Source organism: Larkinella humicola (assembly GCF_008727875.1).
Taxonomy (GTDB): domain Bacteria; phylum Bacteroidota; class Bacteroidia; order Cytophagales; family Spirosomataceae; genus Larkinella; species Larkinella humicola.
Genome location: NZ_VTWS01000009.1, coordinates 218,029 through 242,413, shown reverse-complemented (window position 1 = coordinate 242,413; position 24,385 = coordinate 218,029). Strand labels below are relative to the sequence as shown.

20 protein-coding genes are annotated in these 24,385 nt (G+C 54.9%); 12 read left to right on the top strand and 8 right to left on the bottom strand.

Annotated elements, in window-relative coordinates:
* The first annotated feature begins 8 nt into the window (after positions 1 to 8).
* Positions 9 to 1,217: a sialidase family protein gene (locus tag F0P93_RS27660; protein WP_225309673.1), complete on the top strand. Its 1,209-nt coding sequence runs from the start codon at positions 9 to 11 to the stop codon at positions 1,215 to 1,217.
* Here F0P93_RS27660 and F0P93_RS27655 read toward each other — a convergent pair.
* Positions 1,212 to 1,670 carry a hypothetical protein gene (locus tag F0P93_RS27655; RefSeq protein ID WP_150881035.1) on the bottom strand — a complete coding sequence of 153 codons (459 nt, stop codon included), beginning with the start codon at positions 1,668 to 1,670 and terminating at the stop codon, positions 1,212 to 1,214. The two genes, F0P93_RS27660 and F0P93_RS27655, sit on opposite strands and share 6 nt — an antisense overlap.
* A 195-nt stretch (positions 1,671 to 1,865) precedes the next feature.
* On the opposite strand from F0P93_RS27655, the gene F0P93_RS27650 reads away from it, so the two are divergent.
* The 5 genes from F0P93_RS27650 (at position 1,866) to F0P93_RS27630 (ending at position 5,939) form a co-directional block, all read left to right on the top strand.
* Positions 1,866 to 2,666 carry an SMP-30/gluconolactonase/LRE family protein gene (locus tag F0P93_RS27650; RefSeq protein WP_150881033.1) on the top strand — a complete coding sequence of 267 codons (801 nt, stop codon included), beginning with the start codon at positions 1,866 to 1,868 and terminating at the stop codon, positions 2,664 to 2,666.
* Between the two features lie 461 nt (positions 2,667 to 3,127).
* Positions 3,128 to 3,673 (top strand): RNA polymerase sigma factor, encoded by a 546-nt coding sequence (locus F0P93_RS27645; RefSeq protein ID WP_225309672.1) that lies wholly within the window; start codon positions 3,128 to 3,130, stop codon positions 3,671 to 3,673.
* A 2-nt stretch (positions 3,674 to 3,675) separates the two neighbouring features.
* Complete coding sequence (locus F0P93_RS27640; RefSeq protein WP_150881031.1) at positions 3,676 to 4,269, top strand: hypothetical protein; 594 nt, start codon at positions 3,676 to 3,678, stop codon at positions 4,267 to 4,269.
* Positions 4,266 to 5,162, top strand: a complete 897-nt coding sequence (locus tag F0P93_RS27635) for a hypothetical protein (protein ID WP_150881030.1) — start codon at positions 4,266 to 4,268, stop codon at positions 5,160 to 5,162. Before F0P93_RS27640 ends, F0P93_RS27635 begins: the two co-directional genes overlap by 4 nt.
* Positions 5,163 to 5,195: 33 nt before the next feature.
* The gene (locus F0P93_RS27630; RefSeq protein ID WP_150881028.1) at positions 5,196 to 5,939 is read left to right on the top strand and encodes a hypothetical protein; all 744 of its coding nucleotides are present in this window, start codon (positions 5,196 to 5,198) and stop codon (positions 5,937 to 5,939) included.
* Between the two features lie 134 nt (positions 5,940 to 6,073).
* Here the strand turns inward: F0P93_RS27630 and F0P93_RS27625 are convergent, their stop codons facing one another.
* Together F0P93_RS27625 and F0P93_RS27620 are read right to left on the bottom strand one after the other, a co-directional pair.
* Positions 6,074 to 7,375: a RagB/SusD family nutrient uptake outer membrane protein gene (locus F0P93_RS27625; protein ID WP_150881026.1), complete on the bottom strand. Its 1,302-nt coding sequence runs from the start codon at positions 7,373 to 7,375 to the stop codon at positions 6,074 to 6,076.
* A 63-nt stretch (positions 7,376 to 7,438) separates the two neighbouring features.
* Positions 7,439 to 10,486 (bottom strand): SusC/RagA family TonB-linked outer membrane protein, encoded by a 3,048-nt coding sequence (locus F0P93_RS27620; RefSeq protein ID WP_150881025.1) that lies wholly within the window; start codon positions 10,484 to 10,486, stop codon positions 7,439 to 7,441.
* Between the two features lie 220 nt (positions 10,487 to 10,706).
* On the opposite strand from F0P93_RS27620, the gene F0P93_RS27615 reads away from it, so the two are divergent.
* Positions 10,707 to 11,132, top strand: coding sequence for an ABA4-like family protein (locus F0P93_RS27615; RefSeq protein ID WP_150881023.1), 426 nt, complete (start codon positions 10,707 to 10,709; stop codon positions 11,130 to 11,132).
* 19 nt (positions 11,133 to 11,151) lie between these two features.
* Complete coding sequence (locus F0P93_RS27610) at positions 11,152 to 12,006, top strand: TraB/GumN family protein (protein WP_150881022.1); 855 nt, start codon at positions 11,152 to 11,154, stop codon at positions 12,004 to 12,006.
* Here the strand turns inward: F0P93_RS27610 and F0P93_RS27605 are convergent, their stop codons facing one another.
* Entirely contained in the window at positions 12,007 to 13,212 is a 1,206-nt protein-coding gene (locus F0P93_RS27605; RefSeq protein ID WP_150881020.1) for a DUF8457 domain-containing protein, read from the bottom strand. It lies immediately after the preceding gene.
* A 139-nt stretch (positions 13,213 to 13,351) separates the two neighbouring features.
* On the opposite strand from F0P93_RS27605, the gene F0P93_RS27600 reads away from it, so the two are divergent.
* From F0P93_RS27600 to F0P93_RS27585, 4 genes are read left to right on the top strand one after another with little or no spacing between them, the layout of a single operon-like run.
* Positions 13,352 to 13,981: a thymidine kinase gene (locus F0P93_RS27600; RefSeq protein WP_150881018.1), complete on the top strand. Its 630-nt coding sequence runs from the start codon at positions 13,352 to 13,354 to the stop codon at positions 13,979 to 13,981.
* 43 nt (positions 13,982 to 14,024) lie between these two features.
* Positions 14,025 to 16,316: a type IX secretion system anionic LPS delivery protein PorZ gene (porZ, locus tag F0P93_RS27595; protein WP_191908939.1), complete on the top strand. Its 2,292-nt coding sequence runs from the start codon at positions 14,025 to 14,027 to the stop codon at positions 16,314 to 16,316.
* Between the two features lie 29 nt (positions 16,317 to 16,345).
* Complete coding sequence (locus tag F0P93_RS27590; protein WP_150881014.1) at positions 16,346 to 16,981, top strand: uridine kinase family protein; 636 nt, start codon at positions 16,346 to 16,348, stop codon at positions 16,979 to 16,981.
* Positions 16,982 to 17,027: 46 nt separating this feature from the next.
* Positions 17,028 to 17,957 carry an alpha/beta hydrolase gene (locus F0P93_RS27585; protein WP_150881012.1) on the top strand — a complete coding sequence of 310 codons (930 nt, stop codon included), beginning with the start codon at positions 17,028 to 17,030 and terminating at the stop codon, positions 17,955 to 17,957.
* 100 nt (positions 17,958 to 18,057) lie between these two features.
* On the opposite strand, the gene F0P93_RS27580 is transcribed toward F0P93_RS27585, so the two are convergent.
* The 4 genes from F0P93_RS27580 to nuoL all read right to left on the bottom strand — a co-directional run bounded on the left by F0P93_RS27580 (position 18,058) and on the right by nuoL (position 24,007).
* On the bottom strand, positions 18,058 to 19,212 hold the full coding sequence (locus F0P93_RS27580) for an acyltransferase family protein (protein WP_150881011.1): 1,155 nt from the start codon (positions 19,210 to 19,212) through the stop codon (positions 18,058 to 18,060).
* Between the two features lie 90 nt (positions 19,213 to 19,302).
* The gene (locus F0P93_RS27575) at positions 19,303 to 20,208 is read right to left on the bottom strand and encodes a prohibitin family protein (RefSeq protein ID WP_150881009.1); all 906 of its coding nucleotides are present in this window, start codon (positions 20,206 to 20,208) and stop codon (positions 19,303 to 19,305) included.
* A gap of 185 nt (positions 20,209 to 20,393) precedes the next feature.
* The gene (locus F0P93_RS27570; protein WP_374756786.1) at positions 20,394 to 22,055 is read right to left on the bottom strand and encodes a complex I subunit 4 family protein; all 1,662 of its coding nucleotides are present in this window, start codon (positions 22,053 to 22,055) and stop codon (positions 20,394 to 20,396) included.
* A 35-nt stretch (positions 22,056 to 22,090) separates the two neighbouring features.
* Positions 22,091 to 24,007 carry an NADH-quinone oxidoreductase subunit L gene (gene nuoL / locus F0P93_RS27565; protein WP_150881007.1) on the bottom strand — a complete coding sequence of 639 codons (1,917 nt, stop codon included), beginning with the start codon at positions 24,005 to 24,007 and terminating at the stop codon, positions 22,091 to 22,093.
* Positions 24,008 to 24,385: the final 378 nt, after the last annotated feature.

Below are 24,385 nucleotides of genomic sequence, written 5' to 3'. Positions count from 1 at the left end.
TCTGGTACATGACTACCAGCAGGATCAAAACCCTTCTTTTCTATAGCATTCTTTTCCTTTCGTGGCCTGGGAACGGAGTTGGGCAAACGCCCGACTTCTCCCGGGTGCCGGGAGTGATCGTTGCCCACAGCCCGGCGTCTTCCGGGCTGTATATCGGTTCGCCCAGCCTGTGCGTGTTGCCCAACGGCGATTATCTGGCGTCTCACGACCTGTTTGGCCCCCAGTCCAATGAGTTCGTTAAACCGAATTCGCGCATTTACCGCTCGACCGACAAGGGCAAAACCTGGACGCAGATCGCGGAAATCAACGGGCAGTTCTGGTCAAAACTCTACGTCCACCGCAACGGTCTGTATTTCTTTGGCACCGACAAACACCACGGCAACACGATCATCCGAAAATCCGACGACAACGGCGTCACCTGGACCAGCCCGACCGATGGCGAAAACGGCCTGTTGCTGGCGGGCGAGTACCACTGCGCCCCGGTGCCGTTTCTCGAACACGACGGACGACTCTGGCGGGCGATGGAAGACGCGATGGGGCCCATCAAAAAGTGGGGCAAACGCTACGGCGCGTTCATGCTGTCGATGCCGCTGGAAGCCGACCCGATGAAAGCTGCTAACTGGACCAGCAGCAACGTGTTGCGGCACGATTCGACCTACCTGAACAACGGTTTTGGCGGCTGGATTGAAGGCAATGCGGTGTTGAGTCCGAACGGTGAAATGCTGGATATTCTGCGCGTCGATCATAAAGTCTCGCTGGACGAAAAGGCCGCTTTCGTGCGCATCAGTACGGATGGCAAAACCGCCAGCTTCGATGTCGGTACCGGTTTTGTGCCGTTCCCCGGTGGCAGCAAGAAATTCACGATTCGGTATGATCCGACATCAAAGCTCTACTGGACGCTGACGAATTACATTCCGCAGGCGTTCAAGCAGGCCAATGCTGGGAAAAATCCGGCCAGTTTGCGGAATACGCAGGCATTGTGCAGCTCGAAAGACTTGAAGACCTGGGAACTGCGGCAAGTTGTGTTGCAGCACCCCGACGTTGCCAAACACGGTTTTCAGTACGTCGACTGGCTGTTTGAAGGAAAAGACATCATTCTGCTCTCACGCACGGCATATGATGACGGTCTGGGCGGGGCGCACAACAACCACGATGCCAACTTCCTGACGTTTCACCGCATCAAGAAGTTCCGGAAAAAACCGTTCGCCGGTCTATGAGCTACCCCGATCGTTTAACGCTTTTTTGCGGCTACTAAAGATTTTGCTGTCGAGGGTTTTGCTATAAAACGTTTCGATAACGGTTGTAATCGTCGTCTGGCTCCCGACTATCGTATTGCGTGTCGATTGCTGTTCGTACGTAATCACGTCGCCCACGGTAACGACTTCGTACTCTGTCTTTCCGTAGATGCGATAAATCTTCCCTTTTTTGTTGCTATACCCCCAAACCGATGCTCTGGGTACTTTTTCGGTCCGCCCGTCGGGGTAACGAATGACGACCTGCTGGCCACTCAGGAAAGTGGCCCCGACGGATTTGATGGGCTGGCTGGGTTCGGTGCGGTAGAGATCACTGCTTTGGCGCAAAAGTTGGTTGGGCTCCATCTGCAAGCCCTTTCGCGGGCCGGGCGAACAGGCTGCAGCAATCAAAAGGAGAAAAAGCAAGAACCGGCACATGATAAGGAAGGGGTTAAGGATTGATCAATAGCCGAATGAAAATACTAAAAAGGAATCATAAATGAAAAATGATGAATGTTGAATGTAAAAGTAGTGAAGCACTACAAACACTTTTATATTTAACATTCTCCGTTAACCAGATTGACGGTTTTCGTGTTTAGCAGCTACACGATTTCATCAACACGGCTCCTAACCATGAAAAACAGGGATGTTATTGCCACCGGTTTGCAATTCCCGGAAGGTCCGGCCTTTACCTCCGACGGGACGTTCTGGTGTGTCGAGCAGGAGGGAGCCAGCTTGTTTTGGCTCAAACCGGATGGAACGAGCGGTCGGGTTCATGTGGGCATTGGGAGCCGCCCGAATGGTCTGTATATCGATGACCGTGACCGGCTGTGGTTCTGCGATTCGGGTCTGCACGCCATCCGTTGCATCAATTACCCCGATCAGGAGCCCGAAACCATCGTTGATCACATTGCCGACGAACCGCTCAACTGGCCCAACGACCTGATTTTCGACCCGGAAGGCAACCTGATTTTCACCTGTCCCGGTTCGCCCGACGACGACGAACCGGGTTCTGTCTGCGTGTGTTCACCCGTGGGCGAGGTGAAAAAAATCTCCGAAAAACTATTCTACCCCAATGGCCTGGCCTTTTTGCCGAATGGCCGAACCCTGCTCGTGGCCGAAACCCAGCGCAAGCGCATCTGGGCCGGTCGCTGGGATTCCGTTGGTCTGAACTGGATCAATCCGACGGTTTGGGCCGAAACCGGTCCGGACGGTTTCGGCCCCGATGGGTTGACGCTGGGGCCGGATAATCTCCTCTATGCGGCCATTTACGGCGGTAGGTGCCTCCGGATCTACAAGCCCACCGGTGTTTTCGTGGATACGCTCCCACTCCCCGGCGAAAACCCCACCAACTGCGCCTTCGACCCCACCGGACGACTCGGCCTGGTGGTGACGGAAAGCGAAAAAGGGCAGGTGATACGGATAGAAATGTAAAAAAGGAATGTAAAATGATACCTAAAAAGCCCGAAGGGCTGCCAATCTGATAACCCCGGATTGCATCCGGGGCTAGGCGGACGTATGAAGCCAACCATGCTAACCCGGAAAGGGTTGAGTCGGTCAGGGCCTGAGTCAACCCCCTCAGCTCACTGTCCCGTCCCCGGATTGCATCCGTGGTTATCCACAGGGCAGCCCTTCGGGCTTGTGCTGAGTCTGGTTCTTTCCCGTGCGGCTCAGGAACTTATGTCTTTTCAAGGTCAAAACCTACTGGCGTAACCTTCAGGTGGGGCCGACGTTGGGGAAGTTAGGGATAAAAGCGAAAGTCCTGATTCACGTTTACATTCCCCATTTTGCATTACTCATTTTACATTCCATTTTACATTATTTCCCCTCCCTTTCCAACCTTTTCCCTTCTTTTCTGCCCTTTAGGTTGAACGTTCAACCCAAGCCTGGCTCCTTTGACGCTGACGCCCGATATATCGGAAAGTGAACTCGTTGACTTCTGTCTGCGAAAGGATCGGCCTGTGGCGCAGCGGATGGCGCAACGGCTGTTGTTCGAGCGGTATAAACGGGCGATGTTTTCGGTGGCCCTGCGGATTTTGAACGACAACGACCACGCCAATGATGCCTTGCAGGATGCCTTTGTGGAGGTGTTCCGGCATCTGGACTCGTTCCGGTTTCAGTCGACGCTGGGAGCCTGGATCAAAACAATTGTGGTTCGGCAGGCGCTGCGAAAACAGCAACTCGAATGGCGGTTTGAAACCCTCGACGAACAGTTTCACGATCAGCCCGTTGAGGTGCCGGACACGATCACCGGGGCGGTTCTGGATGCAGCCATTCGGTCGTTGCCCGACGGCGCCAGGGCGGTTTTTGTGCTGGCCGAAGTCGAAGGGTATAAACACCACGAAATTGCGGCCATGTTGAACATTTCGGAAGGAACTTCCAAATCGCAGGTCAGCTACGCCCGGAAATTATTGCGAAAAAAGCTATCTGAATTCAGGTGACGATGAACTGGACGAAAGCACTGCAACAACTGCCCGAACACGAACCCCGGCCCGATCTGTGGGATCGGATCGACGCGGATTTGCGGGCGGATGCAACGATTGACCGGGCGCTGGACGACTTGCCGGTTTTTGACCCGAAAGCCGATGCCTGGGAACAGATTGCCGGGCAACTGGAAAAACCGGTGGTTCGGGCGCTCTGGAAGTATTCATTCAGGTGGGCAGCCGCAGCCGCTGCGGTAGTGACGGGAGCCTGGCTGGTTGTGCGACCGGCTTCCGACGAAAAAGTGACGATTAGCTACCAAACCGAAGTCGTTGAAACGGAATTGACGGTGGCGTCGGAGCCGCTGCAATCGGCTGCTGATCAGAAAGTTGAACGTTTTATTGACGAGCAGTGTGCGCAGCAAACCGTTGTGTGTCAGAAACCGGAAGTGAAGGAACTGAAACAGCACCTGAACGAACTGAGCAGCCGGAAAGAAGCCGTTGAGCAGGAATTGCTGGTGTTTGGCAACGACCCGGCGCTGGTGCAGGCCCAGATCAAGATTGAAAACGAACGCGCTGAGGTGACCAAAGAACTCGTCCGGATTTTAACGATATGAAAACGCTGCTTTTTCTACTGACTTTCGTGACGATTTCCACCCTGGCCCAAACCCGGCTGCAGGTGGTGACGAAAACCGTGGAAAAAGAACTGCCCTACAGCGTCGGCCAGCGCGTGAACCTGACGGCCCAGAAAGCCGACATTACGATCAAAGGCTGGAGCAAAACAACGGTGCTGGTGCGGCTGAAACTGATTGCCAAACACCCGGAGCGCGAGGTGGCCGAACGCGAACTGGGGTACCTGAACTACGACATTCAAACCCGCAACAACGTCATCGATCTTTCCAACCGCTTCACGATTCCGCAGCGGGCGGGCGCGATCAAGGGCAATCTGAAGGCGGTTTATGAAATCTGGGTGCCGACGCGCTGCGCCGTAAGCCTCCAGAATACCTTCGGCGACGTGATTCTCAGCGATCTGGCTGGCGACACGAGTTTGAAGATGGAATTTGGTAAACTCTCTCTTTTCAGCCTGAACGGAAAAACAACGGTTATCTCCGACTATGGCGACATCGATGCGACGGAGCTGGGCGGTTTTTTCACCATCAAAGCCGAAAAAGCCGAAATCACCCTCCGCGACCTGAGCGGCAACGGCACCATTCAAAGCCGGTATGGCAAACTCTCGATTCAGCCCGTCACCAGCCTGACGGCCCTGACCGTTCAGGCCGCCCGCACCGAGGTTTTTCTGTATCCCAAACGGCTGGACGATTTTCAGTATGAGATCGAAACGACGTTTTCGACGATTCAGGTGCCGGAACTCTACAGCGGACACCTGAGTGCCCACAAGCGACGCTTTCGGTATTCATCCAGTGGTAGTAAAGGCATCATTTCCGTAACGAATTCATACAGCCCAATGGTCATTCAGCCAAGCGTGGGCGGGGTGACGCTGGCGAAGTAAAAGAGGTTGACAGAAATACTAAACAAATTGGATATGAAGGCGATTGCCGTTTTTACTTTTGCGATGTTTTGGGGATTATCTTCCGTTTTCGCCCAGCAAACGACCTATTCTCAGGAAGACAGCACGATCACCACCAGCGAACTCAAGCGGTTTTATCGCTACATCACACGGGCCAATGTGGAGGAGAAAACGCTGTTCAAACTGGGATTCTGGCCGAATGCCGGGGATCGGGATTTTACGGGAAGGCCTTCATTCCGAATTGGTCTGAACGCGGATGTATCGGTGGAACGGAAAATAACGCCTTCTTTTTCGGTGATGGCTGGGTTTGATTTTATGCTTCGGTACAATAAGTATGATCAATTTGCGGTGCCTTATTATAATAATGGAACTTATATTGATACCGATAGAATGTTCAGAGGATTTGTTTATGCCAAAGTAGGAACTCGGTTTTATTACGATATGGCAAAACGCATCCGGGAAGGAAAAGCGGCCAATAATTTCTCGGGAAACTACATTGGTATTCAATATACTCGGGCGCTTTCGGTTCGAGTCATCGAACACCGCTATGATACAAAAACTGGATCATCCGCAGGGACGAATAATTATGATATAGGGGGGGGCGTATGGCGCACCACTGCTTTCAGCCATGTGGGGATTTCAACGCCGGATCGGGCGACGGGGTTTTGTCGATCTCAATGTTGGACCAGAAATCACTATTCCAAAACGGGAGAAAAACCATGTTTACGGGCCGGGTCGTGCACTCGGGGACTTTTATAAAAATACGTATCAGCCCAGCCTTGCTCTCCGCGTCAACGCCGTCATCGGTTTGGGCTGGTAATTTAATTCGAGCAAAATATTTATTCCTGCCGGTGTTCAATTTTGAATACCGGCAGGAATAAACCAATTTCATATCAAATCGCCGGATCAGCGGGGGTATTCGGATTCGTTAACCGCTCCTGGTCGGGATACGGGTAGAAATTCCGGTTGCGTTCCGTCAGACTGGTCGGCGGGGCGGGGCGTCCAAACCGGCGGCTGTCTTCGAGCCGCAGCCCGGTCAGGAACAGTTCGGTTCCGCGTTGCTTGTAAATCTCCGTTAACAACGCTTCCGCTGTAACGGCTCCGGCGTAAGCAGCCAGTCCGGGATACACCCCGAACGGATCACCGGTTCGCTGCGTCCGAACGGCGTTGATGTCGGCTACGGCGGCATTCAGGTCGCCATTGCTGCGCACCAGGGCTTCCGCCCGAATCAGCCGCACCTCGTCGGGCATATACACTGGAATGGGCCGGTCGATGGCGTCGAAAAACCCTTTGAGCGTTTTCAGGGCTTCGCCATTGACGGTTTTATCGGGTGTCGACAGGTAAAACGCCAGCCGACCGTCGCCCGCTTCGAGCAGCGTGGCCGGTAAGCCCAGCGTGGCCCGGGGCGCGTAGTTCGCCGAAATCTGCACCTGCTGGTAAATCGGATTCGGGCTTTGCGTGTTGTACACAAACTGCGAGCGAGCCGTCAGATTCACCGCATTGGCCGCGGCCAGTGCCGCCGGGTAATTGCCTGCCGCCAGATTATACCGCGCCCGGTAGGCCTGAATGGTGTTGACCAGATCGAAATCGGCCCCCGTTACCTGGGTGGTGAACGTCGCCGTTGGCGGGTTGGTTGCCACGAGCGAAGCGGCTTCGTCCAGCAGCCGGATGGCTTCGGTCAGGGCGGCTTTGCGGTCGGAGAACGTCACAGACCCGGTTTTGTTGGTTTGCAGCGGCACCTGCTCAAAAGCCGTGGCGAGTCCGCCGAGGGCCATTGCCTTGAACAGATTGGCGTGGGCGACAATGCCACTGCGAAGGGCCGGTTCGTTGGCTAAAACCGTGGGCGCATTGGCGATCAGATCCTCGGCCATGCCCATGACCCGCAGCATCCGCAGCCAGAGGCCCAGCACGTTCCCGTTGAACGTGGGCAGGCCCGTACCGCCCGCTTCCAGCTCCAGAATATTCGTAAAGGTCGTAATTCCTTTGATTTCGCGCGTGGTGGTGCCGGGGGCCAGCAGCAGCGATTCGAGCGCGGAAGTCGAATAAAACTGCCGCATCCCGATGCTGAGCGTAATCATGCCGTCGCGGGTGCTGAGCACCTGGGCGTCGGTGGGGCCGTTGGGGTTGGTGATGTCGAGCTTACAGCCCGCCAGCAGCAGAAAAGCGAAGAAAATGATTAATCGTGTTGGCTTCATATCAAATGGATTGGAAAGAACAGGAGACCGCCGAAGCTGCCCCCGGTTTACCAGATAAAATCGTTAAAACGTTGCGTTGATGCCTACCGTCAGCGTGCGCGGAATGGGAACCTCCACGAAGTCGAAGCCCCGAACGGCATTGGATTGACCGGCCGCATTGGTTTCCGGATCGTAGCCGCTGTAGTTGTCGATCGACAGCAGGTTGCGACCCGCTACGCTGAACCGCACGTTGCGGAAGCCCCAGAATTTAGGAGTCACCGTATAAGCTGCCGACAACTCCCGGAGTTTGACAAACGAACCGTCTTCGATCCAGTTTTCAAAAATACTGAACAGGGCAGCACTCGTGCCTTTCGGAACTTCTCCGCGCAGTTCGGGCTCGTAGCCTTTCAAACCGCCGTACAGATCGCGGTCGCCCACGCGCTTGGTGAAGTTGAACACGTCGAAATTCTGCATGGCATCCCACTGCATCCGGAACGACCAGCGCGATCCCACCGCTACTTCGTTGATCAGCGAGTAGATGGCGGTCGGGTTGGGGTTACCGATCACCTTGCTCAAAATCGTGCCGCTCGGCTGGCCGTCTGCGGCCCGTTGAACGGTGTATGTACCGTTGGCACCCTGAATCCCCCGCTCGCGCTGGGGCAAACCGCCCGGCGTCAGCAACAGGCTTCCGTCGGGATTACGGGCAAAAAACGTGGCGTAAAAAGCGCCCAGTGGGTAGCCGTTGACGGCCGCCACCTGCCCAAAACCGCCCGCGAAAGGCAGCACGCCGTTGCCTTCGACACCGTCGGTCACGTTTTTATTCTGCGTATAGGTCGCGGTAATGTTCCAGCGAACGTTTTTCGTCTCAACAGGAATCGCCCGCACCAGCACTTCAAAACCGCGGTTGGTCATGGTACCGATGTTGACAAACCGGTTGTTGTAGCCACTGCTCGGCGACAGCGTGCGGTTTAGAATCAAATCCTTCACCTCCTTGTGGTAATAGGTAAACTCCACGCCGATGCGGTTTTTGGCCAGACTGAAATCCGTTCCGATTTCGAGTTCAGTTTGCCGTTCGGGTTTCACGCTGAAGTTGCCCAACTGCGCGGGAGCAGCATAGCCCACCTGTCCGCCCACCGAAACCGGCGAATAGTTGGTAAACCGGTCGTAGGGACCGATGGCCGTCAGGTTACCCGCTTGTCCCCAGGCCGCCCGAATTTTGAAGTCCGGCAAGGCGTTTGCCAGCGACGAGTTTTTCCAGAACGATTCGTCCGACACGACGTACGAACCGCTCACCTTGGGGTAAAACTGCCAGCGGTTGTCGATCCCGTAGACCGAAGCGGCATCCACCCGACCGGCGGCTGTCACGAAAAACCGGTTGAACAAACCAAAGGTTTGCTGCGCGAATACGCCAAAGAAACTCCGTTCAGTACGGCTTTCGGCCGCGAGGATGTTGGCCCCGTTGTTCACGGTCTGGCCGAAAACGCCCAACTGCTGGGCGGTGATGCCCGTCGTGAAGCTGCGGTCGTATTGCAAGGTAGCGCCGATGCCGGTCGTGGATTTCAGCCATTCGGTGGGGCTGGCCTGGTAGCGAATGTTCAGGTCGTTGTTCAACTGCAAAATCGACGCTTCGCTTTTGCGCGAATACCCGGCGTTGTACGAGGGCGTCGTGTTGTTGGGCGGAATGTAGCCCGTGGCCAGTTGGGAATACGTATCCAGACCGAACGTGAAGTCGATGCCTAAACCGGGCAGGGGCGTCAGGTTAAGCTGGGCATCACCGATGTAGCGGCTCGTCCGCTGGCGGAAATCGAAGCGCGCAATGGCTTCCAGCGGGTTCGTGCGACGCACCACCGAAACCGGGGCCGTCGAGGGATAAACGCCCGTGGCCGGATCGGGTTGCGGATTGATGAAGTTGTTGCTGAAAATAAAACCGGTGAGCGCACCGTAGGCTTCGTTGATCCCGCCATTCGGAATTTCCTTGCTGTTGCTGTAGGTATACGCCGAACCGATGCTCAGCGTCGCCCACTTGGTCAGCGTCTGCTGAATGCGCATCCGGCTGGAAGCCCGGCTGAAATCCGACCCCTGAACAATGCCCTGATTGGCAAACAGCGACCCGGAGAAAAAATACTGGGTCGTGGGCGTTCCACCCGAAACCGACAGGTATTGCTCGTGGCCGGTGGCGGTTCGGAAAATGTCTTTCTGGAGATCGTAGCGCGTAACCGGCGTCTGCGTCTTGTCCGTTACGGTCGCGTTGGCAAACGTAGCGGGGTGTTCGTTGTAAGGCAGCGTTTTCCGAATGTCACTTAACCGAAACTGGGTGGAAAACGTAATCGTCGGGCGGCCTTCCTGGCCCCGTTTGGTGAAAATCTGTACGACCCCGTTGTTGGCCCGCGACCCGTAAATGGCCGCTGCGGCCGCACCTTTGATGATTTCGATGCGCTCGATGTCGTTCGGGTTGATGTCGACCAGGCGGTTTTGCGAGTAACCTCCCAAGTCGATCAGTTCCCGCGAATCGTTGTTGACGATCACGCCATCGACAATGTAGAGCGGATCGGACGAGCCGACGATGGTGCTGGGACCCCGCAGCCGCACGCTGATGCCACCGGCGGGGTTCCCGGAGTTCTGGGTAATCTGCGCGCCGGACACTTTACCCGCCAGTGCCTGATCAATCGAGGTGGCGGCTGAGAGTTGCAGGTCCTTGGCCTGCACGGTCGCAATGGTATTACCCAGTTGTTTCCGGCTGGTGGCGCCGGACGTTCCGGTAACAACCACTTCGTCGAGGCCCAGGGCATCATCGGCCAGGCTACCGTCGGTCGAAACGGTGGTAGTCTGCGAGAGCGTAACGCTCTGCCGCTGTGTCTGGTAACCAATGGAACTGAACTGGAGCGTGTAGGTGCCGGGGGTTAAATTAGCCGTAAAACGATAGGCACCATTTTGGTCGGAAATGCCGCCGGACGTGGTGCCAATGACCCCTACCGCTGCGCCGGGCATCGGCTTGCCATCGTTTTTTGTCGTTACCTTCCCCTGGAAGGTATACGTCATAGTTTGGGCCTGAATTTCCCGGCCGACCAGCAGAAAAAGGACAAAGAGTAGCCCATGAAAGCCACTTTTCACATGAAATAGTTTTGATTTCATAGAATGTTGATAAAAAACCTGTAAATAAGACGAAGAATGATCGTCCATTTAGTAAGTAACTAAATTTTTAGGAAAGAAAAAAAACGTCTGTGATGAATGGAAGGCGCTTTCGGATCGGGTTGCGACGTACGATCATTTTTCTGAATGGCGCGGCAGATTGGGGCGGTTTTTGTTCTGCTATCAATAACTTTCTATACTTTGTCCTGTCAACACCAAACTGATGTCAACCGATACTGTCTTTCAAATCGTCAATACACTCGTATTGCCGCAATGGTTGCTGATGCTCTTTGCGCCCCGCTGGGCACCCACCGATTGGCTCACCAAAATGCTTCCAATTCCGGCCCTGCTGGCGGTTTTTTACATCTATTATCTTTTTTTTGGAGATAGTGGCCTGGATTGGCAATCGTTTAGCACGCTGGCGGGAATAAAAACGTTATTCAGCCAGGGTGCCGCCTTGCTGGCCGGCTGGATTCACTACCTGGCGTTCGATCTGACGGTGGGAAGCTGGATGTTGCGCGACAGCAAACGCCGGAAAGTACCGCACGGCTGGATGATTCCGTGTCTGCTGTTCTGTTTTCTGCTGGGCCCGGTCGGTTTACTGCTGTACCTCGGCGTTCGATCCATGAAACAGCAGACCATTTATTGATACGCTATTTTTTACACTGATGAAAACGCTTTCTTTTTTACTGGTTCTCGTCTCCACGACCACATTTTCGCAATCCCTGCTGTGGAAGGTATCGGGGAATGGGCTAAAAAAACCGTCATATCTCTTTGGTACCTACCACATTATGAAGGATAGCTACCTGAACCAGAATCCCAAAATCAAGTCGGCCTACGAAGGGGCGGAGGGCGTGGTGGTCGAAACCGAAGTCGATTCGTCGGCCATGCTGTCGATGGCCATGCGGGGGCTGATGCTCGACAAAAGCCTGGACAAACTGCTGTCGCAAACGGATTACAAGCTTGTGGCCGACGAATTCAAGAAGGGAACGGGCTACGATCTGGCGCTTTTCAACCAGATGAAACCCATCGTGACGGCCACCATGCTCAGCCTGGCCTACGTTCAGAAAGAGTCCGATACGCTCAACAGCTTCACGGGCTTGCCGCTCGATCTGTATTTTGCCAGCGACGGTCGCAAACGCCGGAAAACCGTCAGTGCGCTCGAAACGATGGAGGAACAGATGGCTTTTTTGTTCGACCACGATCCGGTGGAAAAACAGGCGCAGCACCTGGTGGAAATGGTGAAGGAAAAGGACGAGATGCACGACATGAGCAAATCCGTGACGGAACTGTACCTGAAACAGGATTTGCAGGGCATGTGGAAACTAAACGAAAAATCCGGGAATACGTTCGGCAACATGACCTACCTGCTTGATGAGCGCAACCACAACTGGATGAAGCGTTTACCGGGCCTGATGGCTTCACGGCCCACTTTCGTCGCTGTGGGCGCACTGCATTTGCCCGGTCCGCAGGGGCTGATCGAGTTGCTGAAAAAGGAAGGCTACCAGGTCGAACCGCAGTAATTACACCGCAAACCGTCGTTTCAGAATGTCGACCAGCATCGCCACTTCGTCGCTGCTCATGTCCCACAGATACTGGGCGGCATACCGGTATGAAACCAGATCGCGGGCCTGATCGTAGCTCGTTGCGCGGTTCAGTTCTTCAATCGCTTCGTTGTAGGAAGCCGCATTGCCGTTGAACAACTGATTGATAAACATGAATTTCTGATTCAGCGAAATGCTTTTGCTGATGCTTTCGATGGGCGCGCGGTAGAAGGTTTCGCCAACCGTAGCCGGGCCGGTCGTTTCGGCATCCACTTTCAGGCTTTCTTCGAGCGTCGACGTTTCGGTCAGATGGGCGGTTGCCTGGCTGGGCTGCATCGACGGTGCGGGCGGTTCAACGGAAGAACCTGAATCCGACAGAAAAAGCGGTTGTACCGGGGCATCGTCATCCGGGGGTGTGCCATTAACCGTCAGGCCCGAACCGTTGACGGGTGGTGGAACGGCGGGCGTTGCCGGAACGACGGTATTCTCCACTTCAGTATCAAAAAAGGACTTGTTCGCCGTTGGCGTCGGTTGCGGGGGCGAAAACTCGTAGGAGGATTTACGGAGCAAAACCACGGGGTCGAGCAGCAGTTTTTCCGAAAACAACGGAATGTATTTCTCCGGTTTTTCCAGCTCGCGGCTTCGCTGCATCAAAATTTCATCGAGCCAGTTCAGGGCCTGGTTGACGTAAACGACGCTTTTTCCCTTCATGCGGTCTTCAATAGCCGCCGGAACAAACTTGTTGATCTGGGTATAGCGGGTCAGTTGGTGCGCGGCTTCGGCCGTCAGGGAAAAATCGGGCTGGTTCCGCAGGGCTTCGTCGAAATAGTGGCGCGGGTCGAACAGCAGAATCAGCGTCCGGCGGGTGGCTTCGGTCAGCAGCGGCTCCAGATGTTCCCGGCGCACCGAAATGTGTTGCGACACGGTATTCATAAACACCTGCATCGCCTGCCGGACATCCGGGTGTTCAAAATCAAAAAAAGGACTGCGAAAACGCTCCGCATCGCTGCGCCATTTGTCGGACAGACTGCTGATAACGAACAAATTGACCTGACTGACGGGGCTTAGTTTTAGGAGTTCCTGCCCGCTGATGACGGTATGATGGGCAAAAAAATCACCCGCCACTTTTCGGGCGTATGATTTGCAATATTCAGTAAGGGAGGAGGCATTGAACTTGTTCGACATATCAAAATATCTTTGCTTTGTAAAGATATGGTTTTCGCTTAGAATATTCCGATCAGACATTGGTGAAATTCTCGTTAAAGCCAGTTTGGCCACTACAAGAAAGGTGCCAGATTAGTAATCTATTCAACGCTACGAACGTATGTTTATTGAACCGAACCGCCGGCGTGAACCGCCCCACCTGCGCACGGGTTGGATTGAAGTGATTTGCGGCTCCATGTTTTCGGGAAAAACCGAAGAACTGATCCGGCGCATCAACCGGGCCGTGATCGCCCGGATGAAGGTGGTGATTTTCAAGCCGTTGATCGACACGCGGTATCACGAAGAAAACATCGTTTCGCACAACGCCAATGCCGTTCGTTCGCAGCCCGTCCAGACGGCCCACGACATCCTGACGCTGGCCGGTGATAGTGAGGTGGTGGGCATCGACGAAGCCCAGTTTTTTGATGATAAAGAGCTGATCGAGGTGTGTAACCACCTGGCCGACAACGGAAAGCGCGTCATTCTGGCCGGGCTGGACATGGACTTCGAAGGTAACCCGTTCGGCTGTATGCCGCAGTTGATGGCCATTGCCGAGTACGTCACGAAAGTCCACGCCATTTGCGTGGTGTGTGGCGACATCGCCAGCTATTCCTACCGCCTGAATCATTCCAAAGAAAAGGTATTATTGGGCGAAACCGACAGCTACGAAGCCCGCTGCCGCCGGTGTTATAATCTGGGGGATCAGGTGGTTAGCAAGGAGTGGGTGTATGAAGACAGTAGTAATGAATAGCGCGGACGACTCCGAATGAATAATGATCAATGAATATCGAATATTGAATATTGAATATCGAATAGCGAAGGGTGGGAGCGTGGTGGGGGTGGAAAACCGCTCAGGACAGGCATTCGTTATTCGTTATTCGTTATTCAAGGTTCGATATTTAATACTGTTTATTCATTGTTTAGTATTCACGGCTCCCTTCGCGAAGGCGCAGCCCGGCACCTGGCATTCCCACCCCAGTTTTCTTTCTGCCCAGACGCTGGCGGCTGTTCAGAGCAAAATCTACTGCGCGTCGGAGAATGGTTTTTTTTACTTCGATCCGGTGGCGAATGAAGCCACGCGGCTGAGTCGGGATGACGGATTTAGCGAAACCGGCGTCAGTCAGTTATTTTATGCAACGGACCAGAAACGGTTGCTGGTTGGGTACCGCAGCGGCACCATCGACCTGCTGTCCGTTAGCGATTCCGGCGAACCCGGAACCCTGACTACGATTACCCTTATACGCGACGCCACGCAGATCCCCGGCAGCAAACGCATCAACCACGTGTCCCGCACCGGCAACGACGCCTACCTGGCCTGCGATTTCGGGATTGTGGTGCTGGATGTTGTCAAATCGGAAATCCGCGATACCTACCGAAATATTGGCCCGAACGGAACGCCGGTGGTGGTGCATGCCACGGCTCTGGCGAATGATTCCATTTACGCAGCCACCTCGCGCGGACTGCTGGCGGCCCGATTCGCGCCAACGGTCAATCTGGCATTTTTTGGCAACTGGAAAACCGTCTCCCTGCCGTCTGGTGCTTCCGTTCAATCCGTAGCAGGCGTCAACAACCGCCTGTATGTGGCCTGGCCGGGGCAGGGCGTTGCCGAGCGGCAGGGCGGGCGTTGGACGGTGGTTAAACCGTTGCCGACGATCACCGGTTTGCTGGCAACGGCGACCGAGTGGATTGCCACCGCGCCCGACGAACTCCAGCGTGCCTCGGGCGCGCTGATGCAAAACGCGTTGCTGGGCGAGCCGAAGGAAATAGCCGAAGCCGCCGGAAGTTTCTGGGTGGCCGATTCACTGTCCGGATTGCTGCGCATTACCGGCATCGCCGTTCAGTCCGTTAGTCCCGACGGTCCGGCTTCGGATGTTTTCCAACGGCTGGCTGCCGACCCGTCGGGTCAGGTACTGGCGTTGCCAGGCGGTTTTTCCGACGATCTGAAACCGCTGCGTCGCCGTCGGGGCTTCGATCGGTTCAGCGATGGGCGCTGGCAGAATTTTCAGGCGTTATCACTGCCCACCGATTTCATCACAGCCGCTTATAATCCGACCGATCAGCGGACGTATCTGGGCAGTTTTGGGAGCGGATTGTGGTCGTTCGGCAACCCCAATTCGCCGGAAGTCGTGAACCGGGTGCTGGCCTCCATCAGCAGCCTGGCGGTCGATCCAAACGGTGACATCTGGCTGGCAACACCGACGCTTGATTTCGGAAAAGCGACGATTCAGGTCCGGCGGAAAACCGGGCCGTTTGAATCATTCATTCCGGGGCGGGGCGATAGTCAGCAACTGATTCTGGACGACAACGGTTTTTTGTGGATGCGCCTGAGTGCCTACAACGGCGGAGGTTTGCAGGTTTTTGATCCCAAAACAAACCGGACCCGGCTTTTATACAACCAGTCGGGCGAGGGCGATTTGCCGGATCGGAACGTTCGGTCGCTGGTGAAAGACCGCGACGGCCTGATCTGGATTGGAACGGATAATGGCGTGGCGGTTTTTGATAATCCGGCAGCGGTTTTTACCGGAACCGTCAACGCGTACCGGCCGGTTTTCGACCGTCGGCGGTTGCTCAGTGGCGAGTCGGTGACGGCGCTGGCGGTCGACGGCGGTAACCGGAAATGGATTGGAACTACCAACGGAATCTATCTTTTCAACGAGGACGGGACGGTTTTGATCAACAATTTTACCGCCGACAACAGCCCCTTGCCTTCTTCCCAAATCACCGATATTGCCATTGAACCCACGCGTGGCGAGGTGTTTATCGCTACGCCCAACGGCCTGGTTTCATACGGCGGAACGGCCAGCGAACCCGCCCCGGTTTTTGCGGGCATCACGGTTTTTCCGAACCCGGTCCGGCCCGATTTCGGCGGGTTGGTCAGCATTCGGGGGCTGGTCGAAAATACCGTGGTCAAAATCATGGATGCGGGGGGGCAACTGGTATACGAAACCCGATCGCAGGGCGGAACCGCCACCTGGAACCTGCGCGACTACCGGGGCCGATCCGCCGAAACCGGGGTCTATTTTGTGTTTGCGGTTTCGCCGGATGGAAAAGAAGGATTGGCGGGGAAATTGGCCGTCGTGCGGTAATTGTGGTTTCAACGTTTTATTTTTGTAGAATGACCACCAAACCATTCATTGTCGGGATCACGGGCGGGAGCGCATCGGGAAAGACATCGTTTTTGAAAGGACTGATCTCCGCGTTTTCGGAAGACGAAATCTGCCTGATTTCGCAGGATAATTATTACAAACCACTGGATCAGATTCCGCGTGATGACATTGGGGTGCACAATTTCGATTTGCCGCAAACCATTGATCACCTGCGGTTTGCCTGGCACATCCGGCAACTTCACGAAGGAAAAGTGGTCGAAACGATGGAGTACACGTTCAACAATCCGAATGTGGTTCCCCAGAAGCTGATCTTCAAACCAACGCCCATCATTGTAGTGGAAGGAATTTTTGCTTTTCACTTTGACGAAGTGGCGGAACAGCTTGATTTGAAGGTATTTATCGACGCCAAAAACAAGATTAAATACGAACGGCGGATGGTGCGCGACCAGGCCGAACGTGCCCTGACACCCGAAATGATCAAACACCAGTGGGACTACCACGTCCGTCCGACCTACCAGGAATTTATCAAACCGCACAAAGCGATGGCGGATATTGTCATTCCCAACAACCTGCACTATCAGAAGGGGCTGGAGGTGGTGATTGGGTATTTGAAAGGGAAAGTCGCTACTTTCGAGCCAAAATAATAAAAACCGGTCGCCGGATGCGGTGACACTACTTCCTAAATCCATTATGAATTTCACCCTAACGCTGCTTTCAGCGACGCTCTTACTGGCAACTTCTGCGATGGCTCAAAAACCGGAAACCGTTGACCTCTGGCCCAAAAACCAAATTCCAAATGCGATACCGAACGAGGCCGTTCAGGAAAAATCGGAGCTGGGCAAAGACGGTATTTTACGAATCAGCGATGTGAAAGTCCCGACAATCGCGGCCTTTCTGCCGCCGAAAGACAAGGCCACCGGAGCGGCCATTCTGGTCATTCCGGGTGGAGGGTACAGCCTACTGGCCTACGGACACGAAGGCGAAGAAATGGCGAAATGGTTCAACGAACGCGGTATGGCGGCTTTTGTGCTGAAACACCGCCTGCCCGACGACCGGACGCAGACGAACAAACACGAAGTGCCGCTGGCCGATGCCATGCAGGCCATGAAGCTGATCCGCCAACATGCGACCAAATGGAATGTCAATACCGACCGGCTGGGCGTGATCGGTTTTTCGGCGGGGGGCCACCTCGCTTCGACTTTGTCGACCCATTACCACCGGGGCACCACCGCCAGCGAAGACGCCAAGCCGAATTTCGCGATTCTGATGTATCCGGTGGTGACGTTCGGGGCCAAAGCGCACGGCGGTTCACGGGAGAAATTGATTGGCAAAACGCCCAGCCAGGAGCAGATTGCGTATTATTCGAATGAATTGCAGGTGAATGGCAAAACCCCGCCAACGTTTCTGGTCCATGCGCAGGACGACAAGGGCGTGCCGGTGGAAAACAGCATCGACTATTACCTGGCACTGACCAAAGCCAACGTCCCCGCCGAAATGCACATCTACCCGAAAGGCGGCCACGGCTACGCGCTCCGGGTGCAGGGCAAAGGCTCCATCGAAAACTGGCCCGCGGCCTGTGAAGGCTGGCTGAAGTCGATGGGGTTGCTGGAGAAGAAATGATTGTTTCGCAGAGTTGATCAGAGGAAATCAGAGTTACACAGAGTTTATTTCTCTCTGATAAACTCTGATGTTCTCCGCTTAACTCTGCGAAACAACTTATTTATACTCTCAAGAACACCTTCTTCTTGTACAGAAAATACAGAAACGCCCATTTCACGGCCAGGAATGCCAGCACGGCGCCCACCGCCCGGATGGGTTCGGAGAAGAAACTGAGGATGCCTTCAAAAAAGAATTTGGCCGCGTAGTCGAAGTCGATAAACTCCCCGGCAATGTAGATCAGGATGGAATTCATGCCGATCACCGTGAAGAAAAACGCCCAGCCGCTTACTTTCCGGACGTCGATAATCCAGTAAAACAACGCCAGCATCAGGATGCTCCAGCCCCCGGCTACGAGCGTGAACGAGCTGGTCCACAGGTTTTTATTGATCGGGAACACCAGCCCCCAGCAATAGCCCAGCACCAGACAGGAGATGCCGCCCAGCACCAGCCACAGCGTTTTCTGATCGCGGTGGGCGGATGGGCCGTCGCTGCGGAGCAATTTCCCGGAGAAAATGCCGAGTAAGGCCGTGGCGATGGCAGGAATGGTGGAAAACAGGCCCTCCGGATCATGCACTTTGAGATACAGACGACCCGGCAGCACCGACCGGTCGACGTAGCCCGCCAGGCTGCAATCCAGCGTTAAGATGCCCGCTCCGCAGCCCGGTACCGGAATGAGTTTCATGGCAGCCCAGTAGCCCAGCAGCAACCCGGCAAACCAGGCGTATTGAACCTTCGGATTCGGGAAATACAGGTAGATCAATTGACCAAACATCCCGGCCAGACCGATCCGGGCCAGAACGCTCGGAAACCGCATGTCGCTGATGGGTTTGGTGAACAAACCGTTGTTGTAAACGATGCCCAGTACCACCAGAATCAGACCGCGCGTGATGATTTTTCGGGCCAGTTCGCTTTTGGCAACCCCCCGTTCCAACCGGCTTCCGACGGCAAACGGGGTGGAAACACCCGCCATGAACAGGAAGAGCGGAAAGATGCAATCATAAGGCCGAAAACCGTTCCACTCGACGTGGGTGAACTGCTCGGCCATAAAAAAGGCCCACGCCCAGCCGGTGGTTTTGGCTAAAACGTGAAAAATTTCTTCTCCTCCGGCAATCCAGAACATGTCGAAACCCCGCAGGGCATCCAGGGACATCAGGCGTCGGACGGGCGCCGGTTGGGCAAGGGCAGGCTCTGAAGCAGCCGTAGAAGTTGATTGCATACCAGTTTGTAGAATAGACCGTCTATAGTACTGCTTGGGGTTTGGAATGGGCTATTGCTGCTGAAAAGCAGTTTTTCGGAGGCAAGCCGGTTATTTATCATTCAGAATCAGCGGCACATTTCCGCGTCCGCCCAGAACGATAATTTTGGCATTGGGCGAAGCGGCCAGTTCGCGCTGGGCTTTGATTTGTTCATATTGCAACTGGCGGTCAGACAAGCCGGTTGACAGGATTTTCTGGTAATCGGCAATCCCCTGTGCTTCAACGCGTTTTCGCTCCGCTTCCTGGCGTTCTTTTTGCAGGACAAACTGCATTTTCTGGGCATCCTGTTCGGCATTGATTTTCGACTCGATGGTGGTTTTTACGGATGCGGGCAGGTTGATGTTTCGAATCAGCAATTGTTCGAGCAGCAACCCCCTTTTCCGGAAATCAGCTTCGATGGTTTTGTAAATCCGGGTCTGAAATTCATCCCGTTTGGTGGAATAGAGTGCCACCGCATCGTAATACACGGCATTGTCACGAATGCGGGTACGGGTAATGGGCCGAACCACTTTATTGGTATAATCCGTACCGATGCTGCGGTAAATCTGGGGGGATTCCGATGGAATAACACGGTACAGAACCGTCAGATCGATTACTACTTCCAGCCCATCGGCGGCCAGAACCCGAATGGCATCGTCGCCCTCGTTGTTGCCTTCGTCATGCACCGCTGACATCGTGTAGTTTTGCGTTTTGATGTCGAATTCAGTAATGCTGACCAGCGGATTGACAAAACTCAGGCCGCTTTCCAGCACGCGCTCCTGCACGCTCCCGAATAAACTCTGAACGCCCACCGTTCCGGCGTCGATCTGACGAACCGAGGAAGAAAGAAAACCGATGCTAACCAGAATCGTGCCGACTACTTTCAGCGGCCGGGAAAACCGGGCGAAGGCCAGTGAAGGGGTATTGACGGCAAAACCGACGATGAGGGCCAGTATGCCAAGAATGAAGAAAAACATCGTTTCTGCGGTGAGTTTAGGGTCGTCGCCGGTAAACCGTTAGTCAAGTCAGCTTACCGCAAGTAAGTATACAAACTTTTAGCCACAGAAGCGGGTGATTTTTTTGACAGGAACGACCGGGACGCGATTGAATGGATTTTTACGAATAAATTAGTTTTGATCCGTTCAATCCGTGTTCCTGTTACCTATTCTACGCTGAACCGCTGAATCCACTGCGCAACGGTGGCGTTGGACAGATTGAACAACAGATTGGGGAACAAACCGAGCAGCAGTGCCAAAACCGCCAGCGGAATCAGCATGAGCCGCTCGCGGGCTGTGAGGTCCGTAAGCTGGCCGGTGAATTCGGTGCGCGACCAGAGTGGTCCGAAAAACATGCGCTGGAGCGTCCAGAGAAAATACGCAGCCGCCAGAATGATGCCCAGTGTGGCAACGGCCGTCATCCAGCCGGGCAGCCAAAGCGATTGAAAACTCCCCATCAGTGTAAAGAGTTCGCCCACGAAACCGGAAAAACCGGGTAGCCCCAGGGAGGCAAAAAACGCAATGGCGGTTAGGGCCGTGTAAGCGGGCATGGTGCTGGCCAGACCCCGGTAGCTATCGATGCGCCGGTCGTGGGTGCGGTCGTAGAGAACGCCGGTGAGCAAAAACAGCATGGCCGACAACACGCCGTGGCTTGCCATTTGGTAGACGGCGCCGTTGACGCCTTCGGAGGTTAGGGAAGCTATGCCGAGAAGCACAAAACCCATGTGGGACACGGACGAGTAGGCAATCATTTTCTTGAGATCACTCTGCGCCAGCGCATTAAAACCGCCGTAGACAATCGAAATAACGCCTAAACCGGCCAGCAGCAGGGCATACTCGGCGGCTCCGTCGGGAAACAGCCCCCAGCCGATTCGCAGAAAACCGTAGCCACCGATCTTGAGCAGCACCCCCGCCAGCACGACCGAAACCGGCGTTGGCGCTTCCACGTGGGCGTCGGGGAGCCAGGTGTGAAAAGGCACAACGGGCAGTTTGATGGCAAATCCCAGAAAAACGCAGAGGAAAGCCAGCATCCGCGACGGAAGGCCGAAGATGACGATTTCGCCGGTTGGCCCCAGAAACGAGTCGGGCAGGTAATTGCCGCCGTGGGCCATGTAGCGCAGGTCGAAGGTATGCACCAGTTGCTGCGACTGGATTTTGTAGTCGGCCAGCAGAAACTGGACCTGACGCATGATGTCGTCGGTGATTTCCGACCGGTCGCCAATCAGACCGATGTTGATGGCGGTTTCGACCGGGTCCATGACCGACAGATACAGGCTGATCATCACCAGCAGAATCAGCACCGAACCCGCCAGCGTGTAGAGAAAAAACTTGATGGAGGCATATTCCCGGCGTGGTCCACCCCACAATCCGATGAGAAAATACATCGGCAGCAGCATGAATTCGAAGAAGAGGAAAAACAGGAAAAAATCGAGGGCAATAAAGCAGCCGATGATGGTGGCCGTCAGCAAGAGATACAGGGCGTGGTAGGCTTTTAAGCGCTTATCGATGGTCCAGGAGGAGAGGGCACCGACGAGCATGACCGCGCCCGTCAGCAAAACCAGCGGCAGGCTAATGCCATCGATACCAACCAGATAATCAATGGAAACAACGCCGAGCGACCCCAGCGGCAGGCTGATCCAGTCGAAGCGTTCGAGGAGTTGGTAGTCGGCCTGCGCGGGGTCGAAAACGGCATAAACCGCTCCGCAGACCAGCAGTTCCAGGCTACAGGCAACCAGGGTAATCCACTTGTAGACGTTTTTTCGGCTGTCGGGCAAAAGAACCACGAGCAGCGAACCGAGCAAAGGAATGAATAGGAGTGATGACAGCATAATAGTTTGCCGGAAACCGCCCAAGCGGGTGCCGACTAGATCAAAAACCAGAGAATGACTAATAAACCTACCACCGCGCTGGCAATGTAGGATTGCACCCGGCCGTTTTGCACGGATCGCGTCAGGTTGCCCAGCCGATGGGCCAGCCACGACGCCCCGTTGACGAGTCCATCAACAATCATACGATCGGCCCAGCCGATCATGTGTGCCAGCACGACAGTGCCAATACCGGCGAAGTCAACCAGCTTGTCGATGACCCGGCGGTCGAAACCGTATGAAAGATACGCCAGCCGAACGAAAGGCCGAACAATCAGCCGTTTGTAGAAGCCGTCGAGGTACCAGTTGTGTTCCGACAAACGACTCAGGGAAGTGGATTGGGTCGAAACCGGCATTCGCCAGCCCAGCCACCCACCAACCACAACCACTGAAATGGAAAGCAGCGCAATCCACAGATGGCCCCCGTGATCGCCGACGGCGGGAAATAACCGGAAAAACCAGCTCTGTTCCGCCGAGAACGGGTTTCCGGAAAACACAAAACCGATGGATAAAACCGCCAGCAATAGAACGGGCGCGGTGAGCATCGGGCCGGATTCGTGAACGGGCGCACTACCCACGGGGTCAGCCGGCCGATAACTTCCAAAGAACACCAGCTGACCTTGCCGGGCCATGTAACAGGCCGTTAGTCCGGACGACAAAACTGCCAGCACGGGGATGCTGTAGGCCAAACCGCCCTGTGCACCCGCCCAGCCGAACGCACCGGTGAGAATGGTTTCTTTCGATAAAAAACCGGAGAAAAAGGGAATGCCGGCCAGCGCAGCCGCACAAACCGCCCAACCGACAAAGGTGAGGGGCATCGCTTTGCGTAAACCGCCCATCTGCCGCATGTCCTGCGTATGAACGCCGTGAATGACCGACCCGGCCGCCAGAAACAGCCCGGCTTTAAAAAACGCGTGCGTCGTCAGGTGAAAAAGCGCTCCGGTTACGTTGCTGGTTCCCATCCCGATCACCATCAGGCCGAGTTGCGAGACGGTGGAATAGGCCAGTACTTTTTTAATATCGGTTTGATAGAGAGCCGAATAAGCCGCCATCAGCATGGTAATCGTGCCGATACCGGTAATGATCAGCAGGGCGTCGGGCGTCAATAAAAAGTGGATGCGGGCGAGCAGAAAAATACCGGCAGCCACCATCGTGGCGGCATGGATCAGGGCCGAAACCGGCGTTGGCCCTTCCATCGCGTCGGGGAGCCAGGTGGTGAGCGGAAACTGGGCCGACTTGCCAATACAACCGCAAAAGAGGCAAAAACCGGTCAGCGTCGCCAGCGGCCCGTTGGACACAAATAGATCGGAGAGTTCGGTCAGTTCGGTGGTTCCTGATTGAAAAAGCAACAGAAAAATGCCGAGGAGAAACCCCGCATCGCCGATGCGGTTCATGATAAATGCCTTTTTAGCGGCCGCAGCCGCAGCCGGTTTTTGGAACCAGAAACCGATGAGCAGATACGACGACAGGCCGACCAGTTCCCAGAAAGCGTACAGAACAATCAGATTGCCCGCCAGAACGATGCCGAGCATGGAACCGATGAAGAGACTCAGAAACCCGAAATACCGGTACCGGTCGCGCTCGTCGTGCAGGTAGGAAATGGAGTAAATCTGGACCAGCAGTGCGATGAAATGAACAATGATCAGCATCAGCCAGGTGAGCGCGTCGAGCCGGAAAGTGATGGGAACCGCCCGACCCGGAATCAGAAGCCAGTCCGTGTGGAAGGTCAGGACATGGGTGCCGGTTTGGGTGGCTACGACGACCGACAGGACCAGTCCGATCAGCGTCAGCGCTGCAGCTACACCACCAGCCCTGGAATTCATTCGCCGACCCGCCAACAGGCTCAGGGTGCCGCTCAGAAAGGGCAGAACGATGAGAAGCCAGAGAAGATTTTGGATGGTATTTTCGTCGAACATCGCGCAAGATAACGCCGGACGTTTGCCGGGGCAAATATCCTGAATAAACCGACCAATAAAAATAATTAGTTGGCCGTAACAACCTCACAAGCTACCGAAAATTACAGCATGAATCTCCCGTGGACAGAGTCTCGTTTTTCGTTCTGTTTTTTACCACCCACAGCGATTCGATGCGCATCACGATTCCGACGGATCGGCGGGCTGCTTCTGAAACCGTTCCGGAAATTGCTGGGGCGGTAAGCAGCAGGTTGGCTCGGTTTTGTGTATGTAGGAAACAATAGCACTGGGCTAGCCAACCCCGCCCGCCAACATCCTTTCAACTCCCGGAATCAAAATTATTTTTTGGAAAAATGAGTACACGGCTCCCACAGATCCGTG

Coding starts and splice junctions, on each gene's coding strand:
- F0P93_RS27585 (WP_150881012.1), top strand. CDS start 17,028: ATGAATTTCACCCTAACGCTGCTTTCAGCGACGCTCTTACTGGCAACT.
- F0P93_RS27580 (WP_150881011.1), bottom strand. CDS start 19,212: ATGCAATCAACTTCTACGGCTGCTTCAGAGCCTGCCCTTGCCCAACCG.
- F0P93_RS27640 (WP_150881031.1), top strand. CDS start 3,676: ATGAACTGGACGAAAGCACTGCAACAACTGCCCGAACACGAACCCCGG.
- F0P93_RS27630 (WP_150881028.1), top strand. CDS start 5,196: ATGAAGGCGATTGCCGTTTTTACTTTTGCGATGTTTTGGGGATTATCT.
- F0P93_RS27650 (WP_150881033.1), top strand. CDS start 1,866: ATGAAAAACAGGGATGTTATTGCCACCGGTTTGCAATTCCCGGAAGGT.
- F0P93_RS27575 (WP_150881009.1), bottom strand. CDS start 20,208: ATGTTTTTCTTCATTCTTGGCATACTGGCCCTCATCGTCGGTTTTGCC.
- nuoL (WP_150881007.1), bottom strand. CDS start 24,007: ATGTTCGACGAAAATACCATCCAAAATCTTCTCTGGCTTCTCATCGTT.
- F0P93_RS27660 (WP_225309673.1), top strand. CDS start 9: ATGACTACCAGCAGGATCAAAACCCTTCTTTTCTATAGCATTCTTTTC.
- F0P93_RS27610 (WP_150881022.1), top strand. CDS start 11,152: ATGAAAACGCTTTCTTTTTTACTGGTTCTCGTCTCCACGACCACATTT.
- F0P93_RS27570 (WP_374756786.1), bottom strand. CDS start 22,055: ATGCTGTCATCACTCCTATTCATTCCTTTGCTCGGTTCGCTGCTCGTG.
- F0P93_RS27655 (WP_150881035.1), bottom strand. CDS start 1,670: ATGTGCCGGTTCTTGCTTTTTCTCCTTTTGATTGCTGCAGCCTGTTCG.
- F0P93_RS27625 (WP_150881026.1), bottom strand. CDS start 7,375: ATGAAGCCAACACGATTAATCATTTTCTTCGCTTTTCTGCTGCTGGCG.
- F0P93_RS27600 (WP_150881018.1), top strand. CDS start 13,352: ATGTTTATTGAACCGAACCGCCGGCGTGAACCGCCCCACCTGCGCACG.
- F0P93_RS27635 (WP_150881030.1), top strand. CDS start 4,266: ATGAAAACGCTGCTTTTTCTACTGACTTTCGTGACGATTTCCACCCTG.
- F0P93_RS27615 (WP_150881023.1), top strand. CDS start 10,707: ATGTCAACCGATACTGTCTTTCAAATCGTCAATACACTCGTATTGCCG.
- F0P93_RS27605 (WP_150881020.1), bottom strand. CDS start 13,212: ATGTCGAACAAGTTCAATGCCTCCTCCCTTACTGAATATTGCAAATCA.
- F0P93_RS27620 (WP_150881025.1), bottom strand. CDS start 10,486: ATGAAATCAAAACTATTTCATGTGAAAAGTGGCTTTCATGGGCTACTC.
- F0P93_RS27590 (WP_150881014.1), top strand. CDS start 16,346: ATGACCACCAAACCATTCATTGTCGGGATCACGGGCGGGAGCGCATCG.